Source organism: Curtobacterium sp. MCLR17_054 (genome assembly GCF_003234335.2).
Classification (GTDB): Bacteria; Actinomycetota; Actinomycetes; order Actinomycetales; family Microbacteriaceae; genus Curtobacterium; species Curtobacterium flaccumfaciens.
Window position 1 is genome coordinate 2,801,520 of sequence record NZ_CP126263.1, and the last position, 22,990, is coordinate 2,824,509.

The 22,990-nt window shown below is 72.9% G+C and carries 23 protein-coding genes; 7 read left to right on the top strand and 16 right to left on the bottom strand.

The window, feature by feature from the left end:
• Positions 1-149 precede the first annotated feature (149 nt).
• Positions 150-1,022, top strand: coding sequence for an aggregation-promoting factor C-terminal-like domain-containing protein (locus DEJ08_RS13275; RefSeq protein ID WP_258367039.1), 873 nt, complete (start codon positions 150-152; stop codon positions 1,020-1,022).
• A gap of 167 nt (positions 1,023-1,189) precedes the next feature.
• On the opposite strand, the gene DEJ08_RS13280 is transcribed toward DEJ08_RS13275, so the two are convergent.
• Both DEJ08_RS13280 and DEJ08_RS13285 read right to left on the bottom strand, forming a co-directional pair.
• On the bottom strand, positions 1,190-1,996 hold the full coding sequence (locus DEJ08_RS13280; protein ID WP_111054397.1) for a family 1 encapsulin nanocompartment shell protein: 807 nt from the start codon (positions 1,994-1,996) through the stop codon (positions 1,190-1,192).
• Positions 1,993-3,048: a Dyp-type peroxidase gene (locus DEJ08_RS13285; RefSeq protein ID WP_111054398.1), complete on the bottom strand. Its 1,056-nt coding sequence runs from the start codon at positions 3,046-3,048 to the stop codon at positions 1,993-1,995. Before DEJ08_RS13285 ends, DEJ08_RS13280 begins: the two co-directional genes overlap by 4 nt.
• 263 nt (positions 3,049-3,311) lie before the next feature.
• On the opposite strand from DEJ08_RS13285, the gene DEJ08_RS13290 reads away from it, so the two are divergent.
• Positions 3,312-5,273 carry a LuxR family transcriptional regulator gene (locus tag DEJ08_RS13290; RefSeq protein ID WP_111054399.1) on the top strand — a complete coding sequence of 654 codons (1,962 nt, stop codon included), beginning with the start codon at positions 3,312-3,314 and terminating at the stop codon, positions 5,271-5,273.
• A 179-nt stretch (positions 5,274-5,452) separates the two neighbouring features.
• Entirely contained in the window at positions 5,453-8,320 is a 2,868-nt protein-coding gene (locus DEJ08_RS13295; RefSeq protein WP_111054400.1) for an ATP-binding protein, read from the top strand.
• A 62-nt stretch (positions 8,321-8,382) separates the two neighbouring features.
• Here DEJ08_RS13295 and DEJ08_RS13300 read toward each other — a convergent pair whose 3' ends face one another.
• Positions 8,383-9,036: an acetolactate decarboxylase gene (locus tag DEJ08_RS13300; RefSeq protein ID WP_181438975.1), complete on the bottom strand. Its 654-nt coding sequence runs from the start codon at positions 9,034-9,036 to the stop codon at positions 8,383-8,385.
• 140 nt (positions 9,037-9,176) lie between these two features.
• Here DEJ08_RS13300 and DEJ08_RS13305 point away from each other — a divergent pair, with 140 nt between their 5' ends.
• Entirely contained in the window at positions 9,177-9,536 is a 360-nt protein-coding gene (locus DEJ08_RS13305; RefSeq protein WP_111054402.1) for a UBP-type zinc finger domain-containing protein, read from the top strand.
• Positions 9,537-9,582: 46 nt separating this feature from the next.
• Here the strand turns inward: DEJ08_RS13305 and DEJ08_RS13310 are convergent, their stop codons facing one another.
• The 6 genes from DEJ08_RS13310 to DEJ08_RS13335 form a co-directional block, all read right to left on the bottom strand.
• Positions 9,583-10,272, bottom strand: coding sequence for a hypothetical protein (locus tag DEJ08_RS13310; RefSeq protein ID WP_110863464.1), 690 nt, complete (start codon positions 10,270-10,272; stop codon positions 9,583-9,585).
• 15 nt (positions 10,273-10,287) lie between these two features.
• Positions 10,288-11,565, bottom strand: a complete 1,278-nt coding sequence (locus DEJ08_RS13315; protein ID WP_111054403.1) for an NAD(P)/FAD-dependent oxidoreductase — start codon at positions 11,563-11,565, stop codon at positions 10,288-10,290.
• Between the two features lie 219 nt (positions 11,566-11,784).
• Positions 11,785-12,093, bottom strand: a complete 309-nt coding sequence (locus DEJ08_RS13320; protein ID WP_111054404.1) for a hypothetical protein — start codon at positions 12,091-12,093, stop codon at positions 11,785-11,787.
• Positions 12,090-12,770 carry an Asp23/Gls24 family envelope stress response protein gene (locus DEJ08_RS13325; RefSeq protein ID WP_146248479.1) on the bottom strand — a complete coding sequence of 227 codons (681 nt, stop codon included), beginning with the start codon at positions 12,768-12,770 and terminating at the stop codon, positions 12,090-12,092. Before DEJ08_RS13325 ends, DEJ08_RS13320 begins: the two co-directional genes overlap by 4 nt.
• Positions 12,767-13,321: an RNA polymerase sigma factor gene (locus DEJ08_RS13330; RefSeq protein WP_027466268.1), complete on the bottom strand. Its 555-nt coding sequence runs from the start codon at positions 13,319-13,321 to the stop codon at positions 12,767-12,769. Before DEJ08_RS13330 ends, DEJ08_RS13325 begins: the two co-directional genes overlap by 4 nt.
• Before the next feature lie 205 nt (positions 13,322-13,526).
• Positions 13,527-14,363, bottom strand: a complete 837-nt coding sequence (locus DEJ08_RS13335) for an alpha/beta fold hydrolase (RefSeq protein WP_111046741.1) — start codon at positions 14,361-14,363, stop codon at positions 13,527-13,529.
• Positions 14,364-14,548: 185 nt separating this feature from the next.
• Here DEJ08_RS13335 and DEJ08_RS13340 point away from each other — a divergent pair, with 185 nt between their 5' ends.
• On the top strand, positions 14,549-15,178 hold the full coding sequence (locus DEJ08_RS13340; protein WP_111054406.1) for an MOSC domain-containing protein: 630 nt from the start codon (positions 14,549-14,551) through the stop codon (positions 15,176-15,178).
• Positions 15,179-15,220: 42 nt separating this feature from the next.
• Here the strand turns inward: DEJ08_RS13340 and DEJ08_RS13345 are convergent, their stop codons facing one another.
• Entirely contained in the window at positions 15,221-15,604 is a 384-nt protein-coding gene (locus DEJ08_RS13345; protein WP_110863470.1) for an MmcQ/YjbR family DNA-binding protein, read from the bottom strand.
• Positions 15,605-15,745: 141 nt separating this feature from the next.
• On the opposite strand from DEJ08_RS13345, the gene DEJ08_RS13350 reads away from it, so the two are divergent.
• Positions 15,746-16,045 carry an excalibur calcium-binding domain-containing protein gene (locus DEJ08_RS13350; protein ID WP_209049853.1) on the top strand — a complete coding sequence of 100 codons (300 nt, stop codon included), beginning with the start codon at positions 15,746-15,748 and terminating at the stop codon, positions 16,043-16,045.
• Positions 16,046-16,176: 131 nt separating this feature from the next.
• Here DEJ08_RS13350 and epsC read toward each other — a convergent pair whose 3' ends face one another.
• From epsC to DEJ08_RS13365, 3 genes are all read right to left on the bottom strand, one after another.
• Positions 16,177-16,737 carry a serine O-acetyltransferase EpsC gene (gene epsC, locus DEJ08_RS13355; protein WP_111032065.1) on the bottom strand — a complete coding sequence of 187 codons (561 nt, stop codon included), beginning with the start codon at positions 16,735-16,737 and terminating at the stop codon, positions 16,177-16,179.
• 20 nt (positions 16,738-16,757) lie between these two features.
• A complete protein-coding gene (gene cysK, locus DEJ08_RS13360; RefSeq protein ID WP_111054407.1) occupies positions 16,758-17,696 on the bottom strand; it encodes a cysteine synthase A in 939 nt (312 codons plus the stop codon).
• 284 nt (positions 17,697-17,980) lie between these two features.
• Positions 17,981-19,018 carry a dipeptidase gene (locus DEJ08_RS13365; RefSeq protein WP_111054408.1) on the bottom strand — a complete coding sequence of 346 codons (1,038 nt, stop codon included), beginning with the start codon at positions 19,016-19,018 and terminating at the stop codon, positions 17,981-17,983.
• A gap of 144 nt (positions 19,019-19,162) precedes the next feature.
• On the opposite strand from DEJ08_RS13365, the gene DEJ08_RS13370 reads away from it, so the two are divergent.
• The gene (locus DEJ08_RS13370) at positions 19,163-19,672 is read left to right on the top strand and encodes an SRPBCC family protein (protein ID WP_111054409.1); all 510 of its coding nucleotides are present in this window, start codon (positions 19,163-19,165) and stop codon (positions 19,670-19,672) included.
• Here the strand turns inward: DEJ08_RS13370 and DEJ08_RS13375 are convergent.
• The 3 genes from DEJ08_RS13375 to DEJ08_RS13385 are packed head-to-tail and all read right to left on the bottom strand — an operon-like array spanning position 19,639 to position 22,978.
• Positions 19,639-20,472, bottom strand: coding sequence for a MurR/RpiR family transcriptional regulator (locus DEJ08_RS13375; protein WP_111054410.1), 834 nt, complete (start codon positions 20,470-20,472; stop codon positions 19,639-19,641). The two genes, DEJ08_RS13370 and DEJ08_RS13375, sit on opposite strands and share 34 nt — an antisense overlap.
• On the bottom strand, positions 20,469-21,728 hold the full coding sequence (locus DEJ08_RS13380) for an allantoate amidohydrolase (RefSeq protein ID WP_111054411.1): 1,260 nt from the start codon (positions 21,726-21,728) through the stop codon (positions 20,469-20,471). Before DEJ08_RS13380 ends, DEJ08_RS13375 begins: the two co-directional genes overlap by 4 nt.
• Entirely contained in the window at positions 21,725-22,978 is a 1,254-nt protein-coding gene (locus DEJ08_RS13385) for a pyridoxal-phosphate-dependent aminotransferase family protein (protein WP_111054412.1), read from the bottom strand. The genes DEJ08_RS13380 and DEJ08_RS13385 overlap by 4 nt, the downstream gene beginning before the upstream one ends.
• Between the last annotated feature and the right edge of the window lie 12 nt (positions 22,979-22,990).

Here is a 22,990-nt window from a genome sequence, read left to right on the forward strand (position 1 = left end):
CCCACACCACCGTCCGGTCCTCACCGGCTCGAGGACTCCTCGTCGTCGTCGACGGTGTCACCGACACCGCCAGCCTCCGGCGTGCCCGCACGACCTCGTTCGTGCGAGCAGGAGTCCCTCCCCCACCGAGCCGCCGACCTGCGGAACCGATGCGACACACCCCTGAGCTCCCCACCACGACGGCGTCGACCCGACGTGAAGCCCTGAACACCCCCACCCGCCGGATGCGCCGGGCCCTGCGGCACCGCGCGACGCTGATCGCCAGCGGTGCAGCGGTCCTGGCCGTCGCCGGTGGCGCCCTGACCGTCGGCACGCAGCCCGCCATCGGCGAGGCCCTCGGCATGCCGACCGGCACCCCGAGCGCCTCGGCGACCGCGGAGCCCGCCCTGCGCGGCACCGCGCTCGACCGCGCCCAGGCCGCCGCCACGATCACCACGGCGAAGACCGTCATGCAGACCGCGAACCACAAGGTCGACACCTCGGCGCTCGAACAGCGCGTCGACGCGCTGAGCGACTACCCGGACCTGTCCGGCGCTGCGCTGACGAACCGCATCTCGACGACGGTCGCGTCGACCACGCACGTCGCGCAGGCCAGCGCCACGCAGGACAAGCGGGACGTCGATGCGAAGGCCGCGGCCGCAGCGAAGGCCGCAGCCGAGCGGAAGGCTGCCGCCGAGGCAGCGGAGGCCGCCCGGAAGCTCGCCGCCGGCAACACCGTCGCCGGCGCCAAGGCCACGGCGAGCTCGCTCGCGTCGTCGGAGTACGGCTGGGGTGCCGACCAGTTCCAGTGCCTGGACAACCTGTGGACCAAGGAGTCCGGCTGGAACTACCAGGCCGTCAACGCGAACGGCGGCGCGACCGGCATCCCGCAGGCGCTCCCCGGCTCGAAGATGGCCACGATCGCCGCGGACTGGCGCACCAACGCCACCACCCAGATCACCTGGGGCCTGCAGTACATCAGCTCGGCGTACGGCACCCCGTGCGCGGCGTGGGGGCACTCGCAGGCGAACAACTTCTACTGATCGGCGCGGGTCGCGACGGCGACCGGCAGACGGACGGGAGGCCCGTGGCGGATCCGCCACGGGCCTCCCGTCCGTTGCGTGGTCGCGGTCAGCCCACCCGCGCGACGCGCACGTCGGCGCGGGTGGGCAACGGACCCGCCCGTCGCGCCGCTCGTCGCGCCTGCTCCTCAGAGTGACCGGCGGAGGACGACGGACGCCTCGGGGGTGTTCACCCGGAACGCGAAGGTCTCCTCGACGTACATCGTGACGTCGACGGCGTCGTGGCCCAGGTAGCCGAGGGCCAGGTCCTCGCCGACGGTGAACACGAAGTCACCGCCGCGCTGACTGATCAGCAGCGACTCGTCGATGCCGGGCGCTCGCTCGACCCGACCGCCGGTGATGCCCTCGAGCTGCTCACGCAGGGGCGTGCCGGCGTCGTCGGTCTCGACGATGTCCGCCCAGTCACGGGGACTGCACGCCAGGGCGTACGGCCCGGCGACCCCGACGTCGCGGAGTGCGGCGACCGCAGCGGTGACCGCCGCCCGGAACGACGCCGGCGAGCCGTCGTGCGACTGTGCGGGCTGGGTCGACGCGTGGCCGGCCCCGGTGATGCCGCCCTCCGGCCACCCGCGCAGCGTCGCCCGGTTCTCGTGGGCCGCGAGCCGCAGCACGGCCGCGTCGAGGTCGCCCAGGTCGACGTCGGTGGCGCCGCGGGAGGAGTCCACGAGCTCTTCGAGCGCGACGGTGAAGGTCGCACGGACCTCGCAGAGCGGCAGGACCCGGCGTCGCCGTGCGGTGATGCCGTCGGCGACCCCGCCGGTCACCGCGTCGGTGCGGCCGAGGTCGACCGAGGACCACTGCCAGCCGCGCGGTCCGTCGAAGTCGACGATGCGCCGTGCGGCGAGCGCCGGGACCAGCCGGTCACGGGCCTCGGCGTCGAGCACCGCCCAGGTGTCGTCGCCGAACGGCGCGAGTTCGCGGAGGAGGTGGTTCATGGCGTGTGCCCTTCCGTGCTGCGGAGCGAACCGATGCCGAGACCGGGACCGGTGGCGTCGGGAGCCGCCACCACGGACGGCGACGGTGGTGCCGCGAGCGCGGCGAGGTCCACCAGACGATCGCGTGCGGGTGCGAAGAACGTCTCTCCGGTGATCGCACGTGAGAAGTCGAGCAGCCGGTCGTACGTCCCGGGAGGATCGCCGACGAACATCCGTTCCAGCATCCGTTCGAGCACCCAGAGCTCACCGCTGTAGCCGATGAAGTAGGTGCCGTACTCCCCGCTGCCGGGTCGTCCGAAGGGCATGTTGTCGCGGAGGACGTCGTGCTCGACCCCGTCGTCGTCGACGATGGTCGCGAGCGACTTGTGCGACGGCCGGACCTCGGTGGCGCTGTCCCGCTCCACGTTGTCCGACTTCGACCGGCCGATAATGCGTTCCTGCGCGTCCGTCCCGAGGGCGTTCCACGCCGCCAGGTCGTGCAGGTACTTCTGGACGACGACGTAGCTGCCACCGGCCCAGTCCGGGTCGTCCGCGCCGACGAGTGCGGAGGCTGCCAGGTCCTGCGCGACCGGGTTCGCCGTGCCGTCCACGAAGCCGAGCAGGTCGCGGGTGTCGAAGTACCGGAAGCCGCTGACCTCGTCGACCACGGTGACGTGGTCCCCGAGCGCGGCGAGCAGCAGGCGTTCGAACTCGAAGCAGACGTCGGTGCGTTCACCCCGGATGTGGAAGAGCAGGTCTCCTCCGGTGGACGGCGCCGAGTGGACCGGCCCGGTCAGGGCGGGGAACGGGTGCAGCGCGTCCGGGCGGGCGTGCGGCGAGAACCGGTCCCACGCCACCGCCCCGATGCCGACGACGCAGGACAGGTGCGCGTCGAGGTCGCGGAACCCGACCGTCTTCAGCAGGCCGTCGAGGTCGCTGAGGACGTCGCGGACGGCATCGAGGGCGTCGTCGTCCGGCCCGACGTCGAGGGTCAGGAACACCGCCGAACGGGACAGCGGTGCGTCGACGCTCTGCGCGTCGATGGGGACGCGGCTGCCCGGTGCGCCGGGCATCAGGGTGCGCCGTGGACGGAGGCCATGGTGTCCGCCTTTCCTCCGCAGCCGTCCTGACGGTGCGGTTCGGTGCCGTGGGGTGTCTCCCGTCGAGCATCGCCACCCGGCACCTCGTCACGCCTGAGTCGGATGACCCGCTCCGCAAGGGGGGATGCCCGGGCGCCCACGGGGTGATGTGGTGACCGCGTCGTCGTCGCTAGCGTCCGGAGCAGCCGCCACGGGCCTCCCGGGCGGCGCAGTCGACCGACGATCCAGGAGCGACGATGACGATCAGCATCTCGGACGCACGACCGGCGCACGACGACGGCACGGGGCGGGCGCTGCGATCGCCGTCCGGCGGCACCGAGCCCTTCGTGGTCGTCACCGGACCGGACGCGTCCGCCCGGGCGCGGGCGCTCGCGGACGTCGCCGACGCTGCCCGGGCGGACGGGAACACGGTCGTCCGGTGGCGTGCGGTGGGCGGTGACCCCGTCATCGAGGCCGCGTCGCTGGCCCCGTGGCTCGCCCTCGTCCGGGCGCACGACGCCGGGGCACCGGGGCCCACCCGCAGCGTCGTGCTCGTCGAGGACTTCGACGCGCTCGACGAGGACGCCAGGACCGTGCTGCACGACCTGCTCGCCGCACTGGCGCGGGACCTCGGGACGGTCGTGGTGGTCGCGGTGCGAGAGGGCCGGGCCCTGGCCGGATCGGGCAACCGGCTGCCGTCGGCCGACGTCTCCGTCACCGTCACGGCCGCCTTCACCGGAGACTTCGGTCTCGTCGACACCGAGGCCGAACGGGCCGTCCGCCGGGGCACCCGACCCGATCCGTCGCTGGTGGCGGCGGTCGAGTTCGTCCGGGCGGTCCGGTCCGGTGACGTGCACGCCGGCAGGCGGACCGTCCTGACCGCGCTCCGGGAGTCCGACCGGGCGGGCACCGACGACGTCCTGGTCGCGACGCTGCACGTGCTCTGCTACCTCGGCGGGCACGACTCCTGGTGGGGCGAGGCGCTGGCGCTGACCGCCGACCGTGACCTCGACCCGGTGCTGCGGCTCGTCGAGGACTGTGTGGACGGATCCGGCCGGACCGAGCACGAGCGTGCCGCGCTGTACCGCGAGGTGCAGGCATCCGCTGCCGACACGCAACCGTGGAAGGCTGTGGCACTGCACATCGCGTGGACGCTGCTCGACTCGACGGATCCGCGCCGGGACCACGTGGAGACCGTGCTCCGACGAGCGGGCGACGCCGGGCTCCTCGGCTACTTCAGCTCGTGCCGTGCCGCCGTGACGCACTACCAGGCGGGGCGGCTCGACGCGGCGCGGGCGGCGTTCGACCACGTGCACCGAGCGGCCGAGCGCTGGCAGGCCGGGACGCTCGTCGCGCTGACCGAGGCGCTGCAGGCACTGGTGCTCTCCGTGCAGGGCGAGCCGGAGCAGGCGGCACGGAAGGCCGACCGCGCCGCACGGTGGGCGGCGCAGCACGGCACGCCGCTGGTCGCCCGGGCTGCGGAGCACGCCCGCTCCGCCCTCGACGTCGCGACGGGACGATTCGAGGAGGCCTACAGCCGCTCGGCGACGCGACCGGGCAGGGCAGGGCGGTGGCTCGAGAGCAGCTACGGACCGATCGAGCTGCTCGACGCGGTGGAGTCGGCTGCGCGGCTCCGCCTGGCCGACCACGGTGCCGCGCTGGTGGCCCGGGCAGAACGGGCGTTCACCGACCAGCCGACCCCGCGCCGCTCCCTGGTGCTGCTCGCCTGCCGAGCGGTCGTCGACGAGACGCACGGTGCCCGCGCCCTCTTCGAGGACGCGCTGGCCAGCGTCGACGGCGACGTCTCACCGTTCGAGGTGGCCCGCGTCCGCCTGGCCTACGGCGAGTGGTTGCGTCGTGGGATGCACGCCCTGGAGGCCCGGGGCCAGTTCCGGATGGCGGCGCGCGCCTTCGAGGTGCTCGGTGCCGGTGACTGGCAGGCCCGCGCGGAACGCGAGCTGCGGGCAGCCGGTGCCGCCCGTCCGGTGCCGACGGCGCTGGAGGCGGTCGACCTGAGCGAACAGGAACGCCGTGTGGCGTCCCTCGCTGCGGCCGGGCTGACCAACAAGCAGATCGCCGGGCAGCTGTACCTCTCGCCGCGCACCGTGAGCGGGCACCTGTACCGGCTGTTCCCGAAGCTCGGCGTGACGACACGGGCCGGACTCCGGGATGCGCTCCTGCGACTGGGAGGCGATGCGACGGGCTACGTCCGGACGTGACCCTGTCAGGGACACCCTCGCCGGCCGCTCGCCCCGCGGGCCCCGGATGCCCCGGCCACCACCCGCGACACCCCGGGCGGACGACCCGGGAGCGTCACCGGAACCCGTCGCCGGGGTAACGGCAGGGCCCGTCGCGAGCCCGCGGTCCGTTCGTAGACTCCAGCCACCGACGAGGACTGGTGGCCACCGTGTTGACGGACGAGGAGTTGCTCCCCCGCGGAGACGAGTTCTCCGCGCCGGTGTCCGCCGTGCCCAGAAGCGGGCTGCCGATCCGTGGCCGGAGCGTCGAGCAGGCAGTCGCCGCCGATGCCCTGGCCGGTCTGGCACGGGGCGCAGGTGACGTGCTCGTCGTCCGCGGCGATGCGGGCGTCGGCAAGTCGCGTCTGCTCGAGGACGTCGTCGACCAGGCGACCGCGGCCGGCCTCCGAGTGGCCGTCGGTCGCACGGACCGCGACGCACGTCTGATCCCGCTCGCACCGATCATGGACGCGCTCGGCGCCGGGACCCGGCCGATCTCCGACCGCGTCCGGCTCAGCGCGGTGACGCTGGACCCGGAGGCGCGGTACTGGCTCCTCCAGCAGCTCCAGGACGACCTGGAGCGGGCCGCGGCGTCGGACGGCGTCGTGGTCGTCGTCGATGACCTGCAGTGGTGCGACACGACGACCCTGGCGGTGCTCCGATCGCTGTCGCGCCGGCTCGCCGACGTCCCCGTGCTCTGGGTCGTCGCGGTCCGGACCGAGCACCAGGACCCACCGGTGACGGCGACCGTCGACGAGCTCGCCGCGACGGGACGGCTCGTCGACCTCGACCCGCTGGACGAACAGGCCACGGCCGCGATGGTCGCCGACCTGGTCGGCGCGACGCCCGACAGCTCGGTCCTGCATGTTGCCCAACGGACGGAGCACATCCCGATCCTCGTCGCCGAACTCGTCCGCGGGCTCGTCGACGAGGGCCTGCTGGCGATCGTGGACGGTGTCGCCACGATGCCGGGCGCCGCGCTGCCGGCGAGGTTCGGTGCGTCGATCCGCGAGGGCCTCCGACGCCTGTCGAAGCCCACGCAGCAGCTCGTGCAGGTCGGAGCGACCCTGGGACGCTCGTTCTCGGTGCGGTCGTTGTCGGCGATGCTCGACCAGCCGGTGCAGCGACTGCTCCCCGGGCTGCAGGAGGCGATCGAGGCGGGGGTGCTCGTCGACGACGGGACGGACCTGTCGTTCCGCCACGACGTCCTCCGCGAGGCGGCGGAGTCGATGATCCCCGCGGCCGTCCGCGACGACCTGCTCCGGCAAGCGATGGACGAACTCCTGCGGCAGGGTGTCCCACCGGTCTCGATCGCCGCGCGCATCGCCACCGTGGCGCAGCGCGGGGACGTCCGGGCCGCCGAGGTCCTGCGCACGGTGGCGATCGACCTCGCGAGCACGGATCCCACCGAGGCCGGCGCGCTCGCCCTCCGCGCCGCCGACCTCGCGCACGGCACCCCGGCGTTGCCCGGCGTCGTCGTCGACGTCCTGCCGCTGCTCTGGCACAGCGGTCGGACGGCCGAGGCCCGTGCGCTGCTCGACGCCCTGCAGGGCCGCCTCGCCCCGGAGGACGACGCACGCCTGCACCTCACCCTGGCGCGGCTGCAGACCGAGGGCTCGACGCCGGAAGCGCTGCGGACGGTCGAGTCCGCGCTGGCCCTGCCCGGCGTGAGCGCCGGCGTGCGGTCGCGTCTGCTCGCCGTCCGCGCGCTGAACCTCGCCCAGGCGGGGCGGCACGCGGACCTCGCGACCGCGCTGCGGGAGGCCCGCGCGACGGGCGACGGTGACGCGGACCCGGTCGCCGTCGCCACCTTCGAGGCCAGCGCGTCCGTGCTCGCCTTCAACGAGGGCCGGTTCGCGGACGCGACGCAGGCGATCACGTCGGCGATGAGCCGGATCGCTGCCACCGGGGGCTCGTCGAGCACCTGGTTGCCCGAGGGGCTCTGGGTGGCGTTCCTCGCGGGTGCACTCGGCGACACCGAACGGGCAGGACGCATCGCCGAGGCGAACGCCATCGAGACCCGTCGCAACCACCTGGCCCGCCCGACCGCCGCCTGGATGATGCTGCGCACGCGGGTGCTCTTCGACCAGGGCCGTCTGGAGGACGCCAAGACGTCGGCCGAGTCGGTCCTCGACCTGGCCGAGGACCTGGAGCTCGGTCAGTTCGCCGCGCTCACGGCCGGGACGGTCCTCTTCCGCACGGCGCTGCTGCAGGGCGACCGCTCAGCGGCCGACAGGACGCGGCACTTCGCCGAGGCCCTGCACGCCGATCCGGCCTTCGCACGCTCCGGCTCGTGGCTGCTGGCGCTCGAAGCGGACGCACACGGCGATGCCCGGGCCGCCGTCGACCGCAGCGAGGTGGCGTGGCGGAGCCTGGAGGAGCCGATCGCGTCGATGTCGAGCCCGGCCGACTTCGCCGACGACGTCCACCTCGCGCGCATCGCGATCCGTGGGGGCCGACGGGACCGACTCGAGCGGATCGAACGGGTGGCGCGACTCCGGGCCGCGGCGAACCCGGACAACGACCTGTGCGACGGGACCTGGCTGCACGTGCACGGACTCGTCCACGACTCCGTGGAGCACCTCGGCGCGGCGGTGGAGCGGCTGCGCCGGGTCGATCGCCGGCTCGTGCTCGCCGCGGCGCTCGAGGACCTCGGGAGCGCCCTGCGGCGGCGCTCCGTGCCCGCGGCCGTCGAGGTGTGGCGGGAGGCGACCACGATGTTCGACGACGCCGGTGCCCTGCGCGAGGCCGAACGGGCGCGGCGGCACCTGCGGGGCGTCGGCGTGACCGTCCGGGCGGCCACCGCCGACCCCGCTGCGTCGGGCGCCTCGGGACTCCCGGGGCTCACCGCTCGCGAGGCCCAGGTCGTCGAACGGGTCGCCGCCGGCCTGACGACGCAGCAGATCGCGTCCGACCTGTTCATCTCGACCCACACGGTGACGAGCCACGTCCGCCACGTCTACGCGAAGTGGGGCGTGGCCTCCCGCCGGGAGCTCGCGGCGCGGTTCCGGCAGCACCGCTCCGGCTGACCTCCGGTCGGGCAGCGCCGGGCCGCACCGGGTCACTCCGGGTCACATCGGGTCACATCGGGTCACTCCGGGTCACATCGGGTCACATCGCGGTCGTCGTCGAACCCGGCACCGAGCGCACGAACCGCCAGGTGCGGCGCGGTGGAGAAGCCGAGCTCGATCCGCCCGGAGAACCCCGCGAACCCGGCGAGCGCTCCGGCGCGGGTGCGGGTGGCGTCGAGGAACCCGAGGTGCAGGTCGGCACGGACCCCGCCCGGGCCCGACGTCCGGAAGCCGACGAGACGACCCGCCACCGCGCGGTGCACCGTCGTCCCGGTCGTGCCGTCCTCGGTCCGGACCTCGTCGAAGACGCCGTCGACCGAGACCGCCACCGCGAAGTCGCGCGGCGGCAGGACGGCGGCGATCCGGGCCTCCAGGTCGGCAACGGAGGCGACCGACGCGACCGTCACCACCAGGTCGGGCGAGAACGTCGAGACGACCGCGAACGCGACCGGGTCGGCCGCGTCCGCGACCGCTGCGGCGCCGTCCGGCAGCATCCGGAAGCACCGGCGGTCGAACACGACCAGCCCATCGGCGGTGCCGGTGCCGGCGAGCGCACCGAGCCCGAGGGTGCCGTGCCGACCGAGGTCCGCCACGGCGACCGGGACGTGGACGGCCGGTCGTCGGTGCCGAGGATCGTCGACGACCTGCCGCGCCCACGTGGCGAGGGTCGTCAAGGACGTGGTCCTGTCATCCGTCGTCTCCCGCACCACGCACTCCTCGTCCGGCCTCGGTTCGACCGTAGGAAGTCCGCCCGCGCGGGACCAGCGCCGTTTGACTCAAGCGCTCCGGTGGGTGCGCGGCGCACGGTTGGACCATGACTGCACGCGCGACCATGGTCTCCCCGTCCGTCCCCCCGTCCGGCACGGGGTGCGTGGAGTGCGACGCGACGGGCTCGTGGTGGGTGCACCTGCGTCGGTGCGCCGCCTGCGGGCACGTCGGGTGCTGCGACGACTCCCTGAACCGGCACGCCACCGCGCACTTCGCGGTCACCGGGCACGAGGTCATGCAGTCGTTCGAGCCGGGCGAGGGGTGGTTCTGGGACTTCGTCACGCAGGACTTCGTGGACGGACCTCGCCTCGCCGACCCGCAGGCGCACCCGACGACCCAGTCGGTCCCGGGTCCGGCCGACCGACTCCCCCGCGACTGGTCGGAGCAGCTGGCCGAGCGACGCTGACACCGGTCGCGGCCGGTCGCGGGCGGTCGCGGCCTCCCGCGACCGGTCAGGGCAGCCTGCGGTCGGTGTCGAGCGCCTCCGACCGGGCGATCACCTCGTGCATCGTGGTGTGCGACCGCACCTGGTACGACAGGTGCGCCACGGCCAGCACCACCGCCGATCCGACGCCCCACGCGATCGAACCCGGGTCGTCGACGCCGAGCTGGTCGACCAGGATGGCGACCCCGGCGCCGGCGACGATCGAGTTCACCACCGCGATCGCGGACGACATCGTGAACAGCAGCCGGTACCACGACGGGGCCCGCCCGATGTCGAGCAGCTCGTTCGCCGCGTGCCGCCCCCGGGGCATCGGGAAGTACGTGTCGGCCTCGGGCAGCAGCCGGCCGTAGTAGCGACGGATCCGTTGCATCGCGGCGAGCGCGGCGACGTCCTCGAGCGAGGTCTCGACGAGGCGTTCGTAGGTGAACGCGCCGAGCAGGACGATCACCGGGATGATCGCGCCGAGGAACCCGAGCGCGAAGGGCGTGTGCGCGAGGAACCCGAAGGCGACGAGCGAGCTGGAGAGCGTGGTGAGGTACAGCGAGGAGCGGCTGCTCGACTCGCTGACCGTGATGCTCCGCGCGCTCTCGAGGACGAAGTGCTCGGTCATCAGGGCGTTGAAGAAGGCGGTCGGCCGGTCCAGGGAGGTGATCGACTCGGCGGCGGTCGGCAGTGTCGTGTCGGGTTCGTCGGGCATCACGGGACTCCTCGGTCAATCGCTCGTCGCCAGGTGGCGGTGGACGAAGGTCACGGCCATGGCGCCCTCGCCGACCGCTGCGGCGACGCGCTTGACGGACCCGGCGCGGACGTCCCCGGCAGCGAAGGACCCCGGCACGTTCGTCTCGAGCCAGAAGGGACGCCGCTCGAGCGGCCAGTGCTCGAGCGAGCCGTTGACGGTGTCGAGGTCCGGGCCGGTGACCAGGTACCCGAGGCGGTCGCGGACCATGGGTGTCTGTTCGGCCCAGCTCGTGTCCGGTCGTCCGCCGATGCAGATGAACAACCGCGTGGCCGGCAGCGACACCGTGGCACCGTCGCCGTCGGTCACCTCGATCGACTCGAGTCGGGTGTCCCCGTGCAGCGCCGAGACCTGGCAGCCCGTCCGGACCGTCACGTTCGGTGCGGCCGCGATCCTGGCGCTCAGGTACTCCGACATCGTGGCCGACAGCGACGCGCCCCGCACGAGCATCGTGACGTGCGCCGCGGAGCGGGACAGGTTCATGGCCGCCTGGCCCGCCGAGTTCGCCCCGCCGACCACGAAGACCTGCTCGCCGGCGCAGCCGTCGGCCTCGCTCGTCCCGGCACCGTAGTAGACACCGCAGCCGAGCAGCTCCTGCTCGCGCTGCAGCCCGAGCCGACGCCACTCGACACCGGTCGCGCAGATGTTCGCACGGGCGACGACGTGGCCGCCGTCGGCGAGGTCGGCGTGGATGCGGCCGTCGTGGAAGACCCCGCGCACGCCCTCGCGCATCACCAGGAGTTCGGCGCCGAACCGGACCGCCTGTTCCCGGGCACGCTCGGCGAGGTCCGCCCCGGCGATGCCCTCGGGGAACCCCAGGTAGTTCTCGATGAGGCTGCTCGAACCGGCCTGCCCGCCCACGGCGTCCCGCTCGAGCAGGACGACGTCGAGCCCTTCGGAGGCGGCGTACACGGCCGCTGACAGCCCGGCGGGACCGGCGCCGTAGATCGACAGGTCGTACTCCTGGCGGCGGGGTGCGTGGATCCACCCGAGCCGGTCGGCGACCTCGCGCAGGGTTGGTGCGACCAGTTCCGTGCCGTCGGGGAACACCACGAGCGGGAGCCGCGACGGATCGATCCGGACGGCGGCCGCGACCTGGTCGTCGGGTACCGCCCAACCGACGTCGACCGGGAACCAGTCGAACTGCACCACGGAGCGCGACAGGAAGTCCCGCAGGGCGTAGGAGTCCGCGTCGAACGGCCGTCCGTACACGCGGACGCGACGTGACGGGACCACGGCGGCGTCGGTCTCCATGGTTCCTCCGGTCCGTGCGACGACGATCGGTGCGGAACTGCTGCCGCTCCCTCACGAGCACGCTACGGACTGCCGGCGCGCTGCACGTGGTCCTGCGAGGGTCTCCTTCGGCACCGGAGGCGTCGTCGGGTCGCGTCGGGCGGGATCAGCTGCCCCCACGGCGGACGGGAGGCCCGTGGCGGCGTCGCCACGGGCCTCCCGTCCGGTCTGTGGTCGCGGTCAGCCCACCCGCGCGACGCGCACGTCGACGCGGCTGAGCGCCAGGCCGTGCGCCGCGGCGGTCGCCAGGGCGACGTCGTGGACGGCGCGGGCGACCTCGGGGGCCGGGCGGAAGCCGTCGGTGCCGATGACGACGCGCAGGGCGTCGTCGTCGACGACGATCCGGAGCGGTCCGGTGCTCGTGGCGATGCTGCGGACCGCCTGCACGGCGCTCGCGACCGTCGGGCGGGAGCGGTACAGGTCGGTGACCCCGGGGACCTCGAGGACGGCGGCCTCGATCGCGGCGAGGGTCTCGTCGATGGTGCTCATCGGGCCTCCTCCGGGTCGGTGCCGGGCTCGTCGGGGCCTGTTTCGTCGGTGCCGGGCTCGGGGTCCGGCAGCAGGTCACGGACGACGACGTCGATCGCCTCGACGAGCAGGTCGGTCTGCTCGGCCAGGGCGCCGGCCACGGCGGCGCGGACCAACTCGGCGGTCGCGGGGATCGACGGCCCCGACGCGATCGCGATCTCGACGACGACCCTGATCGGGGACGCGAGTTCGGTGACGTCGCCGTCGAGGTGGCAGCGAGCCACGAGCACGCCGGGGACCTCGTCGCCGGTGCGGCGGATGAGGGACCGGATGGCCCCCTCGGTCATCACCGGGCGCTCGGTCTCGGACAGGGGGCGGAGCGGGACGTCGCGACCGGAGCGGGACTCGATCGAGATGTTCGCCAGGACGCCGCTGATCCAGGACTCGTCGGCCGGGGCCTCGTCGCGGGCGGCCGCCTCGAGCGAGCGGAGCGACGCGTGGCGGACGCGGATGATCGCGGCCAGGGCGTTCTGGCAGGCGGGCGAGTCGTCGATGCTCGGGTCCGCCGGCTGCATGCCGGCGTCGAGGTAGTCGGCGAGTTCGTCGATCGAGTGGCCGTCGAGGTCACCGGGTTCGAGGGCGTCGAGTGCTTCGGGGCTGTCGGGCAGGTCCGGCCGGATGCCGTCGTGGTCGGTCATCGCCATCCCTCCATGAGTCGGATCATGTTCTTCCTCGCTCGGGACAGCAGTCCCCGGACCGTCGAGGGTGGCAGGTCGAGTTCGGCGGCGATCTCGTCGTACCGGTACTCGAGCACCTCCTTCATGATCCAGCACCGTCGTTGGGCTTCGGGCAGTTCGGCCAGCGCACGTTCGACCGCGTCCTCGCGCGAGCGCGCCTCGGCGACCCGGTCGGGTGCGTCGTCGGCCGGCGCGGCGACCTCGAGCTCGGTGACGTCGTCGTGGACGCGCCGCGCGCGGATCCGGTCGAGGCACTTCCGGCTGAGGATGCGCATCAACCACGACTTCACGCGTGCCAGGTCCTCGAGGGAGTCGAGGCGGTCCCACGCGGTGATGAAGGTCTCCTGCACGACGTCGTCGAGTTCGTCGGTGGAACCGAGGGTCCGACGGGCGTAGGCGCGGAGCAGCGGGGTGTGGCGACGGATCAGGACCTCGAAGGCCCGGACGTCACCGTCGGACGACCGGCCGGCGAGGACCGCGTCGTCGAGCTCGGCGAGGGACTGGTGGTGCACGCGTTCCTTCTACTGGTGGTGGATGGTGAACGGCTGGGTGCGTCCGTCCACCGTCGTCGGACGGGTACTGGTGAGACGCATCACGCACCGCGTTCGTCACACACCGAAGGGGCGCACACCGGACGGTTCCGGTGCGCGCCCCTGACGCCGTGCGTGTCGGCTCGCCCTCCTGCTGGTCGGCTCGCCTACTGCTGGTCGGCTCGCCCTACTGCTGGATGAAGGCGAGCAGGTCGGGGTTGATGACGTCCGCGTGGGTGGTCAGCATCCCGTGCGGGTACCCCTCGTAGATCTTGAGCGTGGCGTTGCTGAGCAGCTCGGCCTGCTTGAGCGAGGCCGCCTTGTACGGCACGACCTGGTCGTCGTCGCCCTGCGTGACGAGGACCGGGACGGAGATCGCCTTGAGGTCCTCGGTCTGGTCCGTCTCCGAGAACGCCTTGATGCCCTCGTAGTGGGCCAGGGCGCTGCCCGTCATGCCCTGTCGCCACCAGTTCGCGACCACCGGGGCGGAGACCTCCACGCCGGGTCGGTTGAACCCGTAGAACGGGCCCTCGGCGACGGCCTGGAAGAACTCGGCGCGGTTCGCGGCGAGGGCGCTCCGGAACCCGTCGAGCACCGAGATCGGCGTGCCCTCCGGGTTGGTGTCGCTCTGCAGCATGATCGGGGGCACCGACGAGACCAGGACGGCCTTGGCGACCCGGCCCTGGGGCTCGCCGTACTGCGCGACGTACCGTGCGACCTGGCCACCACCGGTGGAGTGCCCGATGTGGACCGCGTTCTGCAGGTCGAGGTGCTGCACGACCGCATCCGTGTCGCTCGCGTAGTGGTCCATGTCGTGACCGGTGCCGATCTGCGACGAACGCCCGTGCCCGCGGCGGTCGTGCGCGATCACCCGGTAGCCCTTGCCCAGGAAGAACAGCATCTGTGCGTCCCAGTCGTCCGACGACAGGGGCCATCCGTGGTGGAAGACGATCGGCTGCGCGTCGCGCGGCCCCCAGTCCTTGTAGAAGATCTCTGCACCATCGCTCGTGGTGACGAACGCCATCGTGAACCTCCGTGAGTTTCTGCTCCACATGTGACGCGGACTGGCCGCTGCCTCCCGTTCGGCGGGAGACCGAAGCCCCTTCACCGTAGGACCGGCGCTCCGGCGACCGCTTGGGTCATTCATCCCGATCCGGCCGGGCCGGGCACGGCTTGGTGCGGGGGCGTGTGTGCACCAGAGTTGATCCCATGTCGCTCGTCACCGCCGTCTGCCGCGTCGACCGTCTGCTGCCGGACTCCGGCATCATCGGCGTCACCGCCATCGACAAGCGTCCGGTCACCGGCAGCGTCCGTGTCCGCCCGCTCGGCCTGCGCGCCGACGTGCAGGCGAACCGCAAGTACCACGGCGGTGTGGACCAGGCCGTGTACGCCTACGCCGACGAGGACGCCGCGTACTTCGCCGACCTGCTCGAGCGCGAGGTCCCGCCCGGCCTGTTCGGCGAGAACCTCCGCACCAGCGGCATCGACGTCACCGGGGCCGTGACCGGGGAACGCTGGCGGATCGGCGACACCCTCGTGCTCGAGGTGACGGTCCCCCGCACACCCTGCGGCACCTTCGCCCGGCGCATGGGGATCGACGGGTGGGTGAAGCGGTTCGCCGACGAGGGGCGGCCGGGGGCGTACTTCCGCGTGGTCAAGTCCGGTTCGGTCGCCGCCGGTGACCCCGTCGAGGTGATCCACCGGCCGGAACACGGGGTGACCATCGGCGAGATCTTCGGCGACCTGGCGCCCGATCGTGCGCGGGCCGTGCTCGAGTCGGGGGAACGGCTGGCGCCGAAGGTCGCCCACGACCTGTCGAAGGTCGCCGCGCGAGCCTGAGCCGGTCGAGCCAGTCGGGCCCGTCGAGCCCGTCGGGTCCGATCAGCTCGGCAGCACGCCGCGCGAGGGGTCGATCGGACGCTTCGCCACGGGCAGCCCGGCGACGACCAGGTCGTAGGCGTTCGCCACGAGGTCCTCGACCAGGGTCTCGTCGATGCCGTCGCCCGGCGTCAGCGTGATCCAGTGCCGCTTGTTCATGTGCCACCCGGGCGTGATCTCGTCGTGGTCCCGCACGAGCGCTGCCCCGTGCGGCGGCGCGCACTTGAGGTTCACGATCGGGGTCCCACGCACCTCGGTCACCATCACGAACATCTTGCCGACGACCTTGTAGACCACCGAGCCCTCGCCGAACGGCTGGGTCTCGACGGCCGCCGGCAACGCCAGCGCCGTGCGGCTCGCGATGTCGTGCAGCTGCTCGCCGTCCATGTGACCAGGATGCCGCAGGCCGCCGACAGCGCACCCCGTTCGGGGGCAGGTCATGAGTGTCGATCACGTCGTAGGATCACCACGCCGCGCACCCGACGCGGCGGTCGCTCGCGCGATCACCACCAGTTCCAGGGGGAACCCGTGCGCATCATCCGTACCCTCGGCATCGCCGCCGCCACCGCCGTCCTCGCGACCACCGTCGTCGTCGGCGGGACCTCGACCGCGCAGGCCGCGCCGAAGTCCTACGCCAACTGCACCGCGGTGCACAAGGTGTACTCCGGCGGCATCGCCAAGAAGTCCGTCACGAAGAACAAGGTCGTCTCCGGCGGCAAGACCACCTACCGTGCGCTCAAGGGCACGGTGAAGAAGGACGACGCCCTGTACAAGGCGAACACCAAGCTCGACCGCGACAAGGACGGCATCGCCTGCGAGAAGAGCTGACGCTCCCACTCGCTCGGTGACGCCGGCAAGACACCGGTGTTCGCGTCCTGAACACCCGCACGCCGGGGTGCGATGCGCGAACACCGGTGTTTTGCGTGCCCGGCGTGCCCCGGCGGGGCGGTGCGACGCGCTCAGAGCGTCGGGACGCCCTCGTGCCCGGAACGGGGACGCGGAGTCCCGGCGACACCCGTGACGACCGACCCCGCCGGCACGTCCTTCGTGACCACCGTGTTGGCACCGACGACGGAGTCCGGACCGATCGTGATCGCCCCGATCAGCGACGACCCGGCGCCGAGCACCACGCGGTCCCCCACCACCGGGTGGCGTCGGGCTCCCGGCCCGTGGTCTCCGCCGCGTCCGCCGAGTGTGACGCCGTGGAACACGAGCACGTCGTCACCGATGACCGAGGTCTCGCCGATCACGACGCCCATGCCGTGGTCGATGAAGAACCGACGGCCGATGCGCGCGCCGGGGTGGATCTCGATGCCGGTGACCGACCGTGCGATCTGCCCGAGCAGGCGGGCCGCGAACCGGGACCCGGGCAGCCCCTGCGCGTTCCAGAGACGGTGGGTCACCCGGTACGTCCAGATGGCGTGCAACCCGGAGTAGACGATCGCGTTCTCCAGGTCACCCCGGGCAGCGGGGTCACCGCGGCGTGCTGCGGACAGGTCCTCCCGGATGGTCCGCAGCACGCCTCGTCGAAGAGGACGACTCACGCAGTGAGCCCCTCGAAGAGCACCGTCGACAGGTAGCGCTCTCCGGTGTCGCACACGATGGCGACGATCCGCTTGCCGGCGTTCTCGGGGCGTGCGGCGATCTCGAGGGCCGCGTGGATGATCGCGCCGGACGAGATGCCGGACAGGATGCCCTCCTGCGTCGCCAGGGCACGGGCGACCCGGAGCGCGTCGTCGAGCTCGACGTCGAACACCTCGTCGATGACGCTCTGGTCGAGGACCTCGGGCACGAAGTTCGCGCCGATGCCCTGGATCTTGTGCGGACCGGCCTTGCCTTCGGTGAGCAGGGGCGAGTCCTTCGGCTCCACGGCGACGATCTGCACGCCGGGCACGCGCTCCTTGAGCACCTGCCCGACACCGGTGATCGTGCCGCCGGTGCCGACACCCGCGACGAACACGTCGACGTGCTCCTCGGTGTCGCGGAGGATCTCCTCCGCCGTGGTCTTCCGGTGGATCTCGGCGTTCGCGGCCGTCTCGAACTGGTGGGCGAGGATCGCGCCGGGCGTCTCCGCGACGATCGACTCGGCCTTCGCGACCGCGCCCTTCATGCCCTCGGGCCCGGGGGTCAGGACGATCTCGGCCCCGTACGCACGGATGACCGCACGGCGCTCGACGCTCATCGTCTCGGGCATCGTGATGACGACCCGGTACCCGCGAGCAGCGCCGACCAGCGCGAGGGCGATGCCGGTGTTGCCGGACGAGCCCTCGACGATGGTGCCACCGGGCTGCAGCGCGCCGGAGGCCTCAGCGGCGTCGATGATCGCGACGCCCAGACGGTCCTTCACGCTGGCGCCCGGGTTGTAGAACTCGAGCTTGGCGAGCACCTCGGCCCCGCCCGACTTCGGCAGCCGGTTCAGCTTGACGAGGGGGGTGTTGCCGAACGCCTGGGAGATGTTCTCGTAGATGGTGCCGCTCATCCGGTCCGTCCTTCGCAGCTCAGGTCGCGCATCGCTCTTCCTGGAGGCGCGGTGTGCGCCCGATCCTAGCGACCGGACCCCAGGCGGTCCTGTCCGTGACGGCGCGTGCGCGCGGCAATTGGTCAACGGCCCGTTGACCAATTGACGCTTCCTCGGGCCATGCCTCCGAGCACCACCGCGAGAGCGACAGATGCCCGCGGAAGGTTTGCGGACACCTGTCGCTTTCGCGGGAGTGAGCACGACCAGCGCCGAGGAGAGTCGCTTTCGCGGCTCGCCCCACCGCGTCAGCGCACGAACGCCGTCCGGGCGAACCGCTCGTCGGTCGCCTCGAGCACCCGCAGCACGTTGCCACCGGCCAGCGCCCGCAGGTCCGACTCGCCCCACCCGCGTCGGACGAGCTCCGCCGCGAGCACCGGGTACCGCGACACGTCCCGCAGGTCCGGCGGCAGCACCGGGGTGCCGTCGTAGTCGCCGCCGAGGCCCAGGTGCGCCACACCGGCGACGTCGCGGGCGTGCTCGACGTGGTCGGCGACGTCCGACACCGTGACCAGGGGCGGTTCGCCGGACATGCCCGACTCCTCCCAGTCCGCCCATGCTCGCGACACGAACTTCGGCACGAAGGTGATCATCACGACGCCACCGTTGTCGGCCAACCGGGCGAGCACGTCGTCGGGCACGTTCCGCGGGTGGTCGTCGATCGCGACGGTCGACGAGTGGCTGAACACGACGGGCCGGGTCGCCACGTCGAGGGTGTCCCGCATGGTGGCCGGGGCGGTGTGGGACAGGTCGACGAGCATGCCGATCCGCTCCATCTCGGCGACGATCTGCCGCCCGCGGTCGGTCAGGCCGCCGTGCGCCCGCTCCCCGGTCGCGGAGTCGGCCCAGGGGGTGTCGTCGTTGTGGGTGAGCGTCATGTAGCGGACGCCGAGCCGCGCGAGGGTGCGGAGGACCGCGAGGTCGTCACCGATCGAGTGCCCGCCCTCGGCGCCGAGCAGCGACGCGATCCGGCCGGAGTCGACGGCGGCACGGACCTCGGCGGCGGTGCGGGCGAGCGCGAGGTCGTCGGGGTAGCGCGCGATGATCCGGTGTGCGAGGTCGACCTGCTGCAGCGTCGTCGTCACGGGGTCCGGGTCGTCCGCGGGCACGAACACCGACCAGAACTGCCCGACGACGCCGCCGGCACGGAGCTTCGGGATGTCGGTGTGCAGCGAGTCGGTCTCGGTGTCGATGCCCTCGACACCGGAGTCGTGGCTGTCACGGCGCTCCCAGGGCAGGTCGTTGTGGCCGTCGATGACCGGGAACGGGAGCGCGTCGAACGTCATCCCCCGACGCTACCGCCCACGCCGTCGTGGCTAGGCTCGAACCGTGCAGCCCGTCACCCTCCGCACCGAGCGACTGGTGCTCTCGGCCCCCGAGCTCGGCGACGCCGACGACGACCGGTCCGCCCCGACGGTCTGGCCGGCGTCGTGACCGTCTCGTTCCGGGTCGTGACGGAGCTGCCGGTTCCGCCGGAGCGCGCCTTCGCGCTGTCGCTCGACATCGGCGCGCACGAGCGATCGATGGCCGCGACCGACGAACGCGCCGTCGCCGGCACGACAACCGGCACGATCGGCCTGGGCGAGACCGTCACCTGGCGTGCGCGGCACTTCGGGATCGTCTGGCGGATGACGAGCAGGATCACCGCCCTGGAGGCGCCCCACCGGTTCGTCGACGAACAGGTGCGTGGGCCGTTCGCCCGGTTCCACCACGAGCACCGCTTCGAGCCGTCGGCCGGCGGCACGCGCATGGTCGACACCATCACGTTCCGCGCACCGCTCGGCCCGCTGGGCCGCCTGGCCGAGGTGCTCGCGCTGGCCCGGTACATGCCGCGGCTCATCGCCGACCGCAACGCATCGCTCGCCGCCGAACTGCGTGCCGAGCTGCGCGCCGGATCGGACGGCGATCAGGGCGCAGCGAGCTCCCCCAGCGCGCCGTAGGCGGCGGCGACGGCGTCGACCCGTACCCGGCCACCCGGGCCCGAGGCGTCGTAGACGTCGTTCGTGATCGCGGCGACGACGGCGAACAACGCGGCCATCGAGTCGAACGCCGACGGTGAGTCGACCGGGCAGAGGATCGCGGTGGCGGCGGGAGCGGCGATGACCGCGGCCGTCGGGTCGCCGAGGACGATGACGTCTGCCCCGGAGTCGACGCAGTGCCGGACGATCCGTTCGACCCCGGCGGTGTGCCGACGCACGGTCACCAGGATCACGAGGTCGTGCCGGTCGAGGTCGGCGACCTCTTCGCCGAGTCGCTGCCCGGGCGACGGACCGACCCGGACGTCGGACCGCACCTGCGCCAGCTGGGACCGCAGTTGCAGCGCGATCGGGTACGCGCCGCGTTCACCGAGGACGAGCACGCGGCGGGCACGGACGATCCGACGGGCCAGGCGCGGGCGATCCGCTCGGCCGAGGGACGCGAAGGCCGCGTCGAGGTTGCGCGCCTCGACCGCGCGCTGGTCGACGTGGGCGGCGTCCTCGGCGACCCACGGCAGGCCCGAACCCCGTGCGGACATCAGGTTCTGCCGGACCTCGGCGGCGTCCTGGAACCCCAGCGACCGCACGAGTCGCGAGACCGTCGCCTTCGAGGTGCCCGACTCGGCCGCGAGTTCGGCGGAGGTGCCGACGAGCAGGAGTTCCGGGTCGTGGCGGACCATCGCGGCGACCCGACGTTCGGCGGGCGAGAGCTGTTCCCAGACGGAGTCGATCCGGGCGCGGACGTCGGGGCCGGCGGTGCTCATGCGCGGGCCACCCGGTCGACGGCGACGGCCAGGGCATCGAGGCCGAGGGCGATGTCCGGCGTCGACACGAACTCGTCCGGGTGGTGACTGATGCCGTCGGGGTTGCGGAGGAACAGCATCGCGACGTCGGTCACGAGTCCGAGCGACATCGCGTCGTGGCCGGCTCGTGAGAACAGCTCCATCGGCGCGGTCTCGCCCGTCGACACGATCCCGGCGCGGACGGCGTCCATCAGCCGGGGCGAGCAGAACACCGCGGGCGCACGGTGCACCTCGGTCGGGGTGACACTCACCCCGCGCCGTTCACCGATGAGCGTGAAGGCCTTGGTGAGTTCGTCCCAGACCTCGTCGCGCTCGTCGTCGAACTCGCCGCGCAGGTCGACGGAGAACCGTGCGAGCCCGGGGACGACGTTGACGGCTCCGGGTTCGACGGTCATCGTGCCGACGGTGCCGACCTGGTGCGATGCCCGGCAGATCCGTTCCACCGCGAGCGCGGCCTCGGCGGCGGCGAGCAGCGCGTCGTGCCGGCGCTCGTAGGGGGTGCCGCCGGCGTGCCGGGCCTCTCCCACGGCCTCGACCGAGAACCGGCGGGCACTCGCGATGCTCGTGACGACCCCGAGGGCCTGCCCGGCCTGCTCGAGGTACGGCCCCTGCTCGATGTGCGCCTCGAGGTAGCCGACCACCGACGCCGGGTCGACCGCGGCGTCGCCGACGCGCTCCGGGTCGAGGCCGAAGTCGGTGAAGGCCTGCCGGAGCGTGACGCCGTCACCGTCGGCCAGGTCCCACCAGGCGTCGTCCCAGACGCCGGCCACCGCGGACGACCCGAGCAGGGCCTTGCCGAAGCGCGTGCCCTCTTCGTCGGAGAACGCGATGACCTCGAGCGCGACGGGCAGCGGACCGTCCGCGGTGAGCCGGGCGGCGGTGCGGATGGCCATGAGCACCCCGACGACGCCGTCGTACCGTCCGGCGTCCACCACGGTGTCCAGGTGCGAGCCGAGGAGCAGCACGGGGGCGTCGGGCGTCGCGCCCGCGGCCCGGCCGTGCAGGTTGCCGGCGGCGTCCTGCCAGGTGGACAGTCCGGCGTCCTGCATCCAGCCCGCGACGAGGGCGTTCGCCCGGGCGTGCTCGGGCGACAGGTAGACGCGGGTGATCCGGCCCGGTTCGGCACTGAGGGCGGCGAGCTCGTCGCACCAGCGGGCGACGAGTTCGGCGTCGGCGGTGCCCACGGCGGTGGCGTTCAGGACGGGCACGGCGCTCACGCGAGCACCTCGGCCCCGGCGGGAGCGACCGCTGCGGTGTCGTCGCGGAAGACGTCGAGGGCGGCATCGACACCACCGCCGTGCGGGACCGCGTGCCCGGCCCGGCGCAGGGTGTGCTCGAGCGCGGCCAGGGTCGTGACGACGGTGTCCTTCCGGGCGTTGTAGCCCATCGTGCCGATGCGCCAGACCCGACCGTGCAGCGGCCCGAACGAGGTGCCGATCTCGATCCCGTGGTCGTCGAGCATCGCACCGCGCACCTGGTCGCCGACGACGTCGGACGGGATCTCGACGGCGACGACGTTGTGCATCTTGTGGGCGACGTCGCCGAAGACCGGGAGCCCGAGGGCCTGCACCCCGGCGAGCATCGCCCGCCCGGCGGTCTCGTGGCGGGCGACGACGGCGTCGCGGCCTTCCTCGAGCAGGATGCGGGCGCACTCGTGGGCCGCGTAGAGCATCGAAGCGGCCTCGGTGTGGTGGTTCAGGCGGCGGGGGCCCCAGTAGTCGAGGATCATCGCGAGGTCGAGGTAGTTCGAGCGGATCGGTTCGTCGGCGACGTCGTCACCGGGTTCGCGGATGCCGGCCTCGACGCTCCGCCGCTCGTCGAGCACGGCCACGGCCTTGGGCGACAGCGTGACGGGTGCGCTGCCGGACGGGCCGCCGAGGCACTTCTGCAGCCCGGCGCTCACGGCGTCGATCCCCCAGGCGTCGACCTCGAGCGGGTTGCCGCCCACCGTCGCCGTGGCGTCGGTGTAGAGCAGCACGCCGTACCGCTCGCAGATCGCACCGAGCTCGTCGAGCGGCTGGTTCATCGTGGTCGAGGTGTCGCCCTGCACGACCGCCAGCACCTTCGGACGGACACGGGCGATCGCCGACTCGATCGCGGACGGCGTGAAGACCTGGCCCCAGTCGGTCTCGATGGTGTGGACCTCGGCACCGGCACGGCCGGCGATCTCGGCGAGCAGGTGCCCGAACCGACCGAACACCGGCACGAGCACGCGGTCACCCGGGGCGAGCAGTGACACCAGCACCGCTTCGATCCCCGCACGCGAGGTGCCGTCCACGAGCAGCGTCGCGTCGTTGCTGGTGCCGAACACGCGGCGGTAGAGCGCCTGCGTCTCGTTCATCGTCGAGGTCATCCAGGGGTCGTACTGGCCGACGAGCGGCGTCGACAGGGCACGGAGCACGCGCGGGTCGGCGTCGATCGGGCCGGGCCCCATGAGGAGACGGGCGGGTGGGTTCACTGGGAGCATGGTGGTTCCTTC

Bases quoted from the DNA above. Each gene is read 5' to 3' on its own strand.
- DEJ08_RS13275 (WP_258367039.1), top strand. From the start codon at position 150: ATGCGACACACCCCTGAGCTCCCCACCACGACGGCGTCGACCCGACGT.
- DEJ08_RS13280 (WP_111054397.1), bottom strand. From the start codon at position 1,996: ATGAACCACCTCCTCCGCGAACTCGCGCCGTTCGGCGACGACACCTGG.
- DEJ08_RS13285 (WP_111054398.1), bottom strand. From the start codon at position 3,048: ATGCCCGGCGCACCGGGCAGCCGCGTCCCCATCGACGCGCAGAGCGTC.
- DEJ08_RS13290 (WP_111054399.1), top strand. From the start codon at position 3,312: ATGACGATCAGCATCTCGGACGCACGACCGGCGCACGACGACGGCACG.
- DEJ08_RS13305 (WP_111054402.1), top strand. From the start codon at position 9,177: ATGACTGCACGCGCGACCATGGTCTCCCCGTCCGTCCCCCCGTCCGGC.
- DEJ08_RS13310 (WP_110863464.1), bottom strand. From the start codon at position 10,272: ATGCCCGACGAACCCGACACGACACTGCCGACCGCCGCCGAGTCGATC.
- DEJ08_RS13315 (WP_111054403.1), bottom strand. From the start codon at position 11,565: ATGGAGACCGACGCCGCCGTGGTCCCGTCACGTCGCGTCCGCGTGTAC.
- DEJ08_RS13320 (WP_111054404.1), bottom strand. From the start codon at position 12,093: ATGAGCACCATCGACGAGACCCTCGCCGCGATCGAGGCCGCCGTCCTC.
- DEJ08_RS13325 (WP_146248479.1), bottom strand. From the start codon at position 12,770: ATGACCGACCACGACGGCATCCGGCCGGACCTGCCCGACAGCCCCGAA.
- DEJ08_RS13335 (WP_111046741.1), bottom strand. From the start codon at position 14,363: ATGGCGTTCGTCACCACGAGCGATGGTGCAGAGATCTTCTACAAGGAC.
- DEJ08_RS13340 (WP_111054406.1), top strand. From the start codon at position 14,549: ATGTCGCTCGTCACCGCCGTCTGCCGCGTCGACCGTCTGCTGCCGGAC.
- DEJ08_RS13345 (WP_110863470.1), bottom strand. From the start codon at position 15,604: ATGGACGGCGAGCAGCTGCACGACATCGCGAGCCGCACGGCGCTGGCG.
- cysK (WP_111054407.1), bottom strand. From the start codon at position 17,696: ATGAGCGGCACCATCTACGAGAACATCTCCCAGGCGTTCGGCAACACC.
- DEJ08_RS13365 (WP_111054408.1), bottom strand. From the start codon at position 19,018: ATGACGTTCGACGCGCTCCCGTTCCCGGTCATCGACGGCCACAACGAC.
- DEJ08_RS13375 (WP_111054410.1), bottom strand. From the start codon at position 20,472: ATGAGCACCGCCGGCCCCGACGTCCGCGCCCGGATCGACTCCGTCTGG.
- DEJ08_RS13385 (WP_111054412.1), bottom strand. From the start codon at position 22,978: ATGCTCCCAGTGAACCCACCCGCCCGTCTCCTCATGGGGCCCGGCCCG.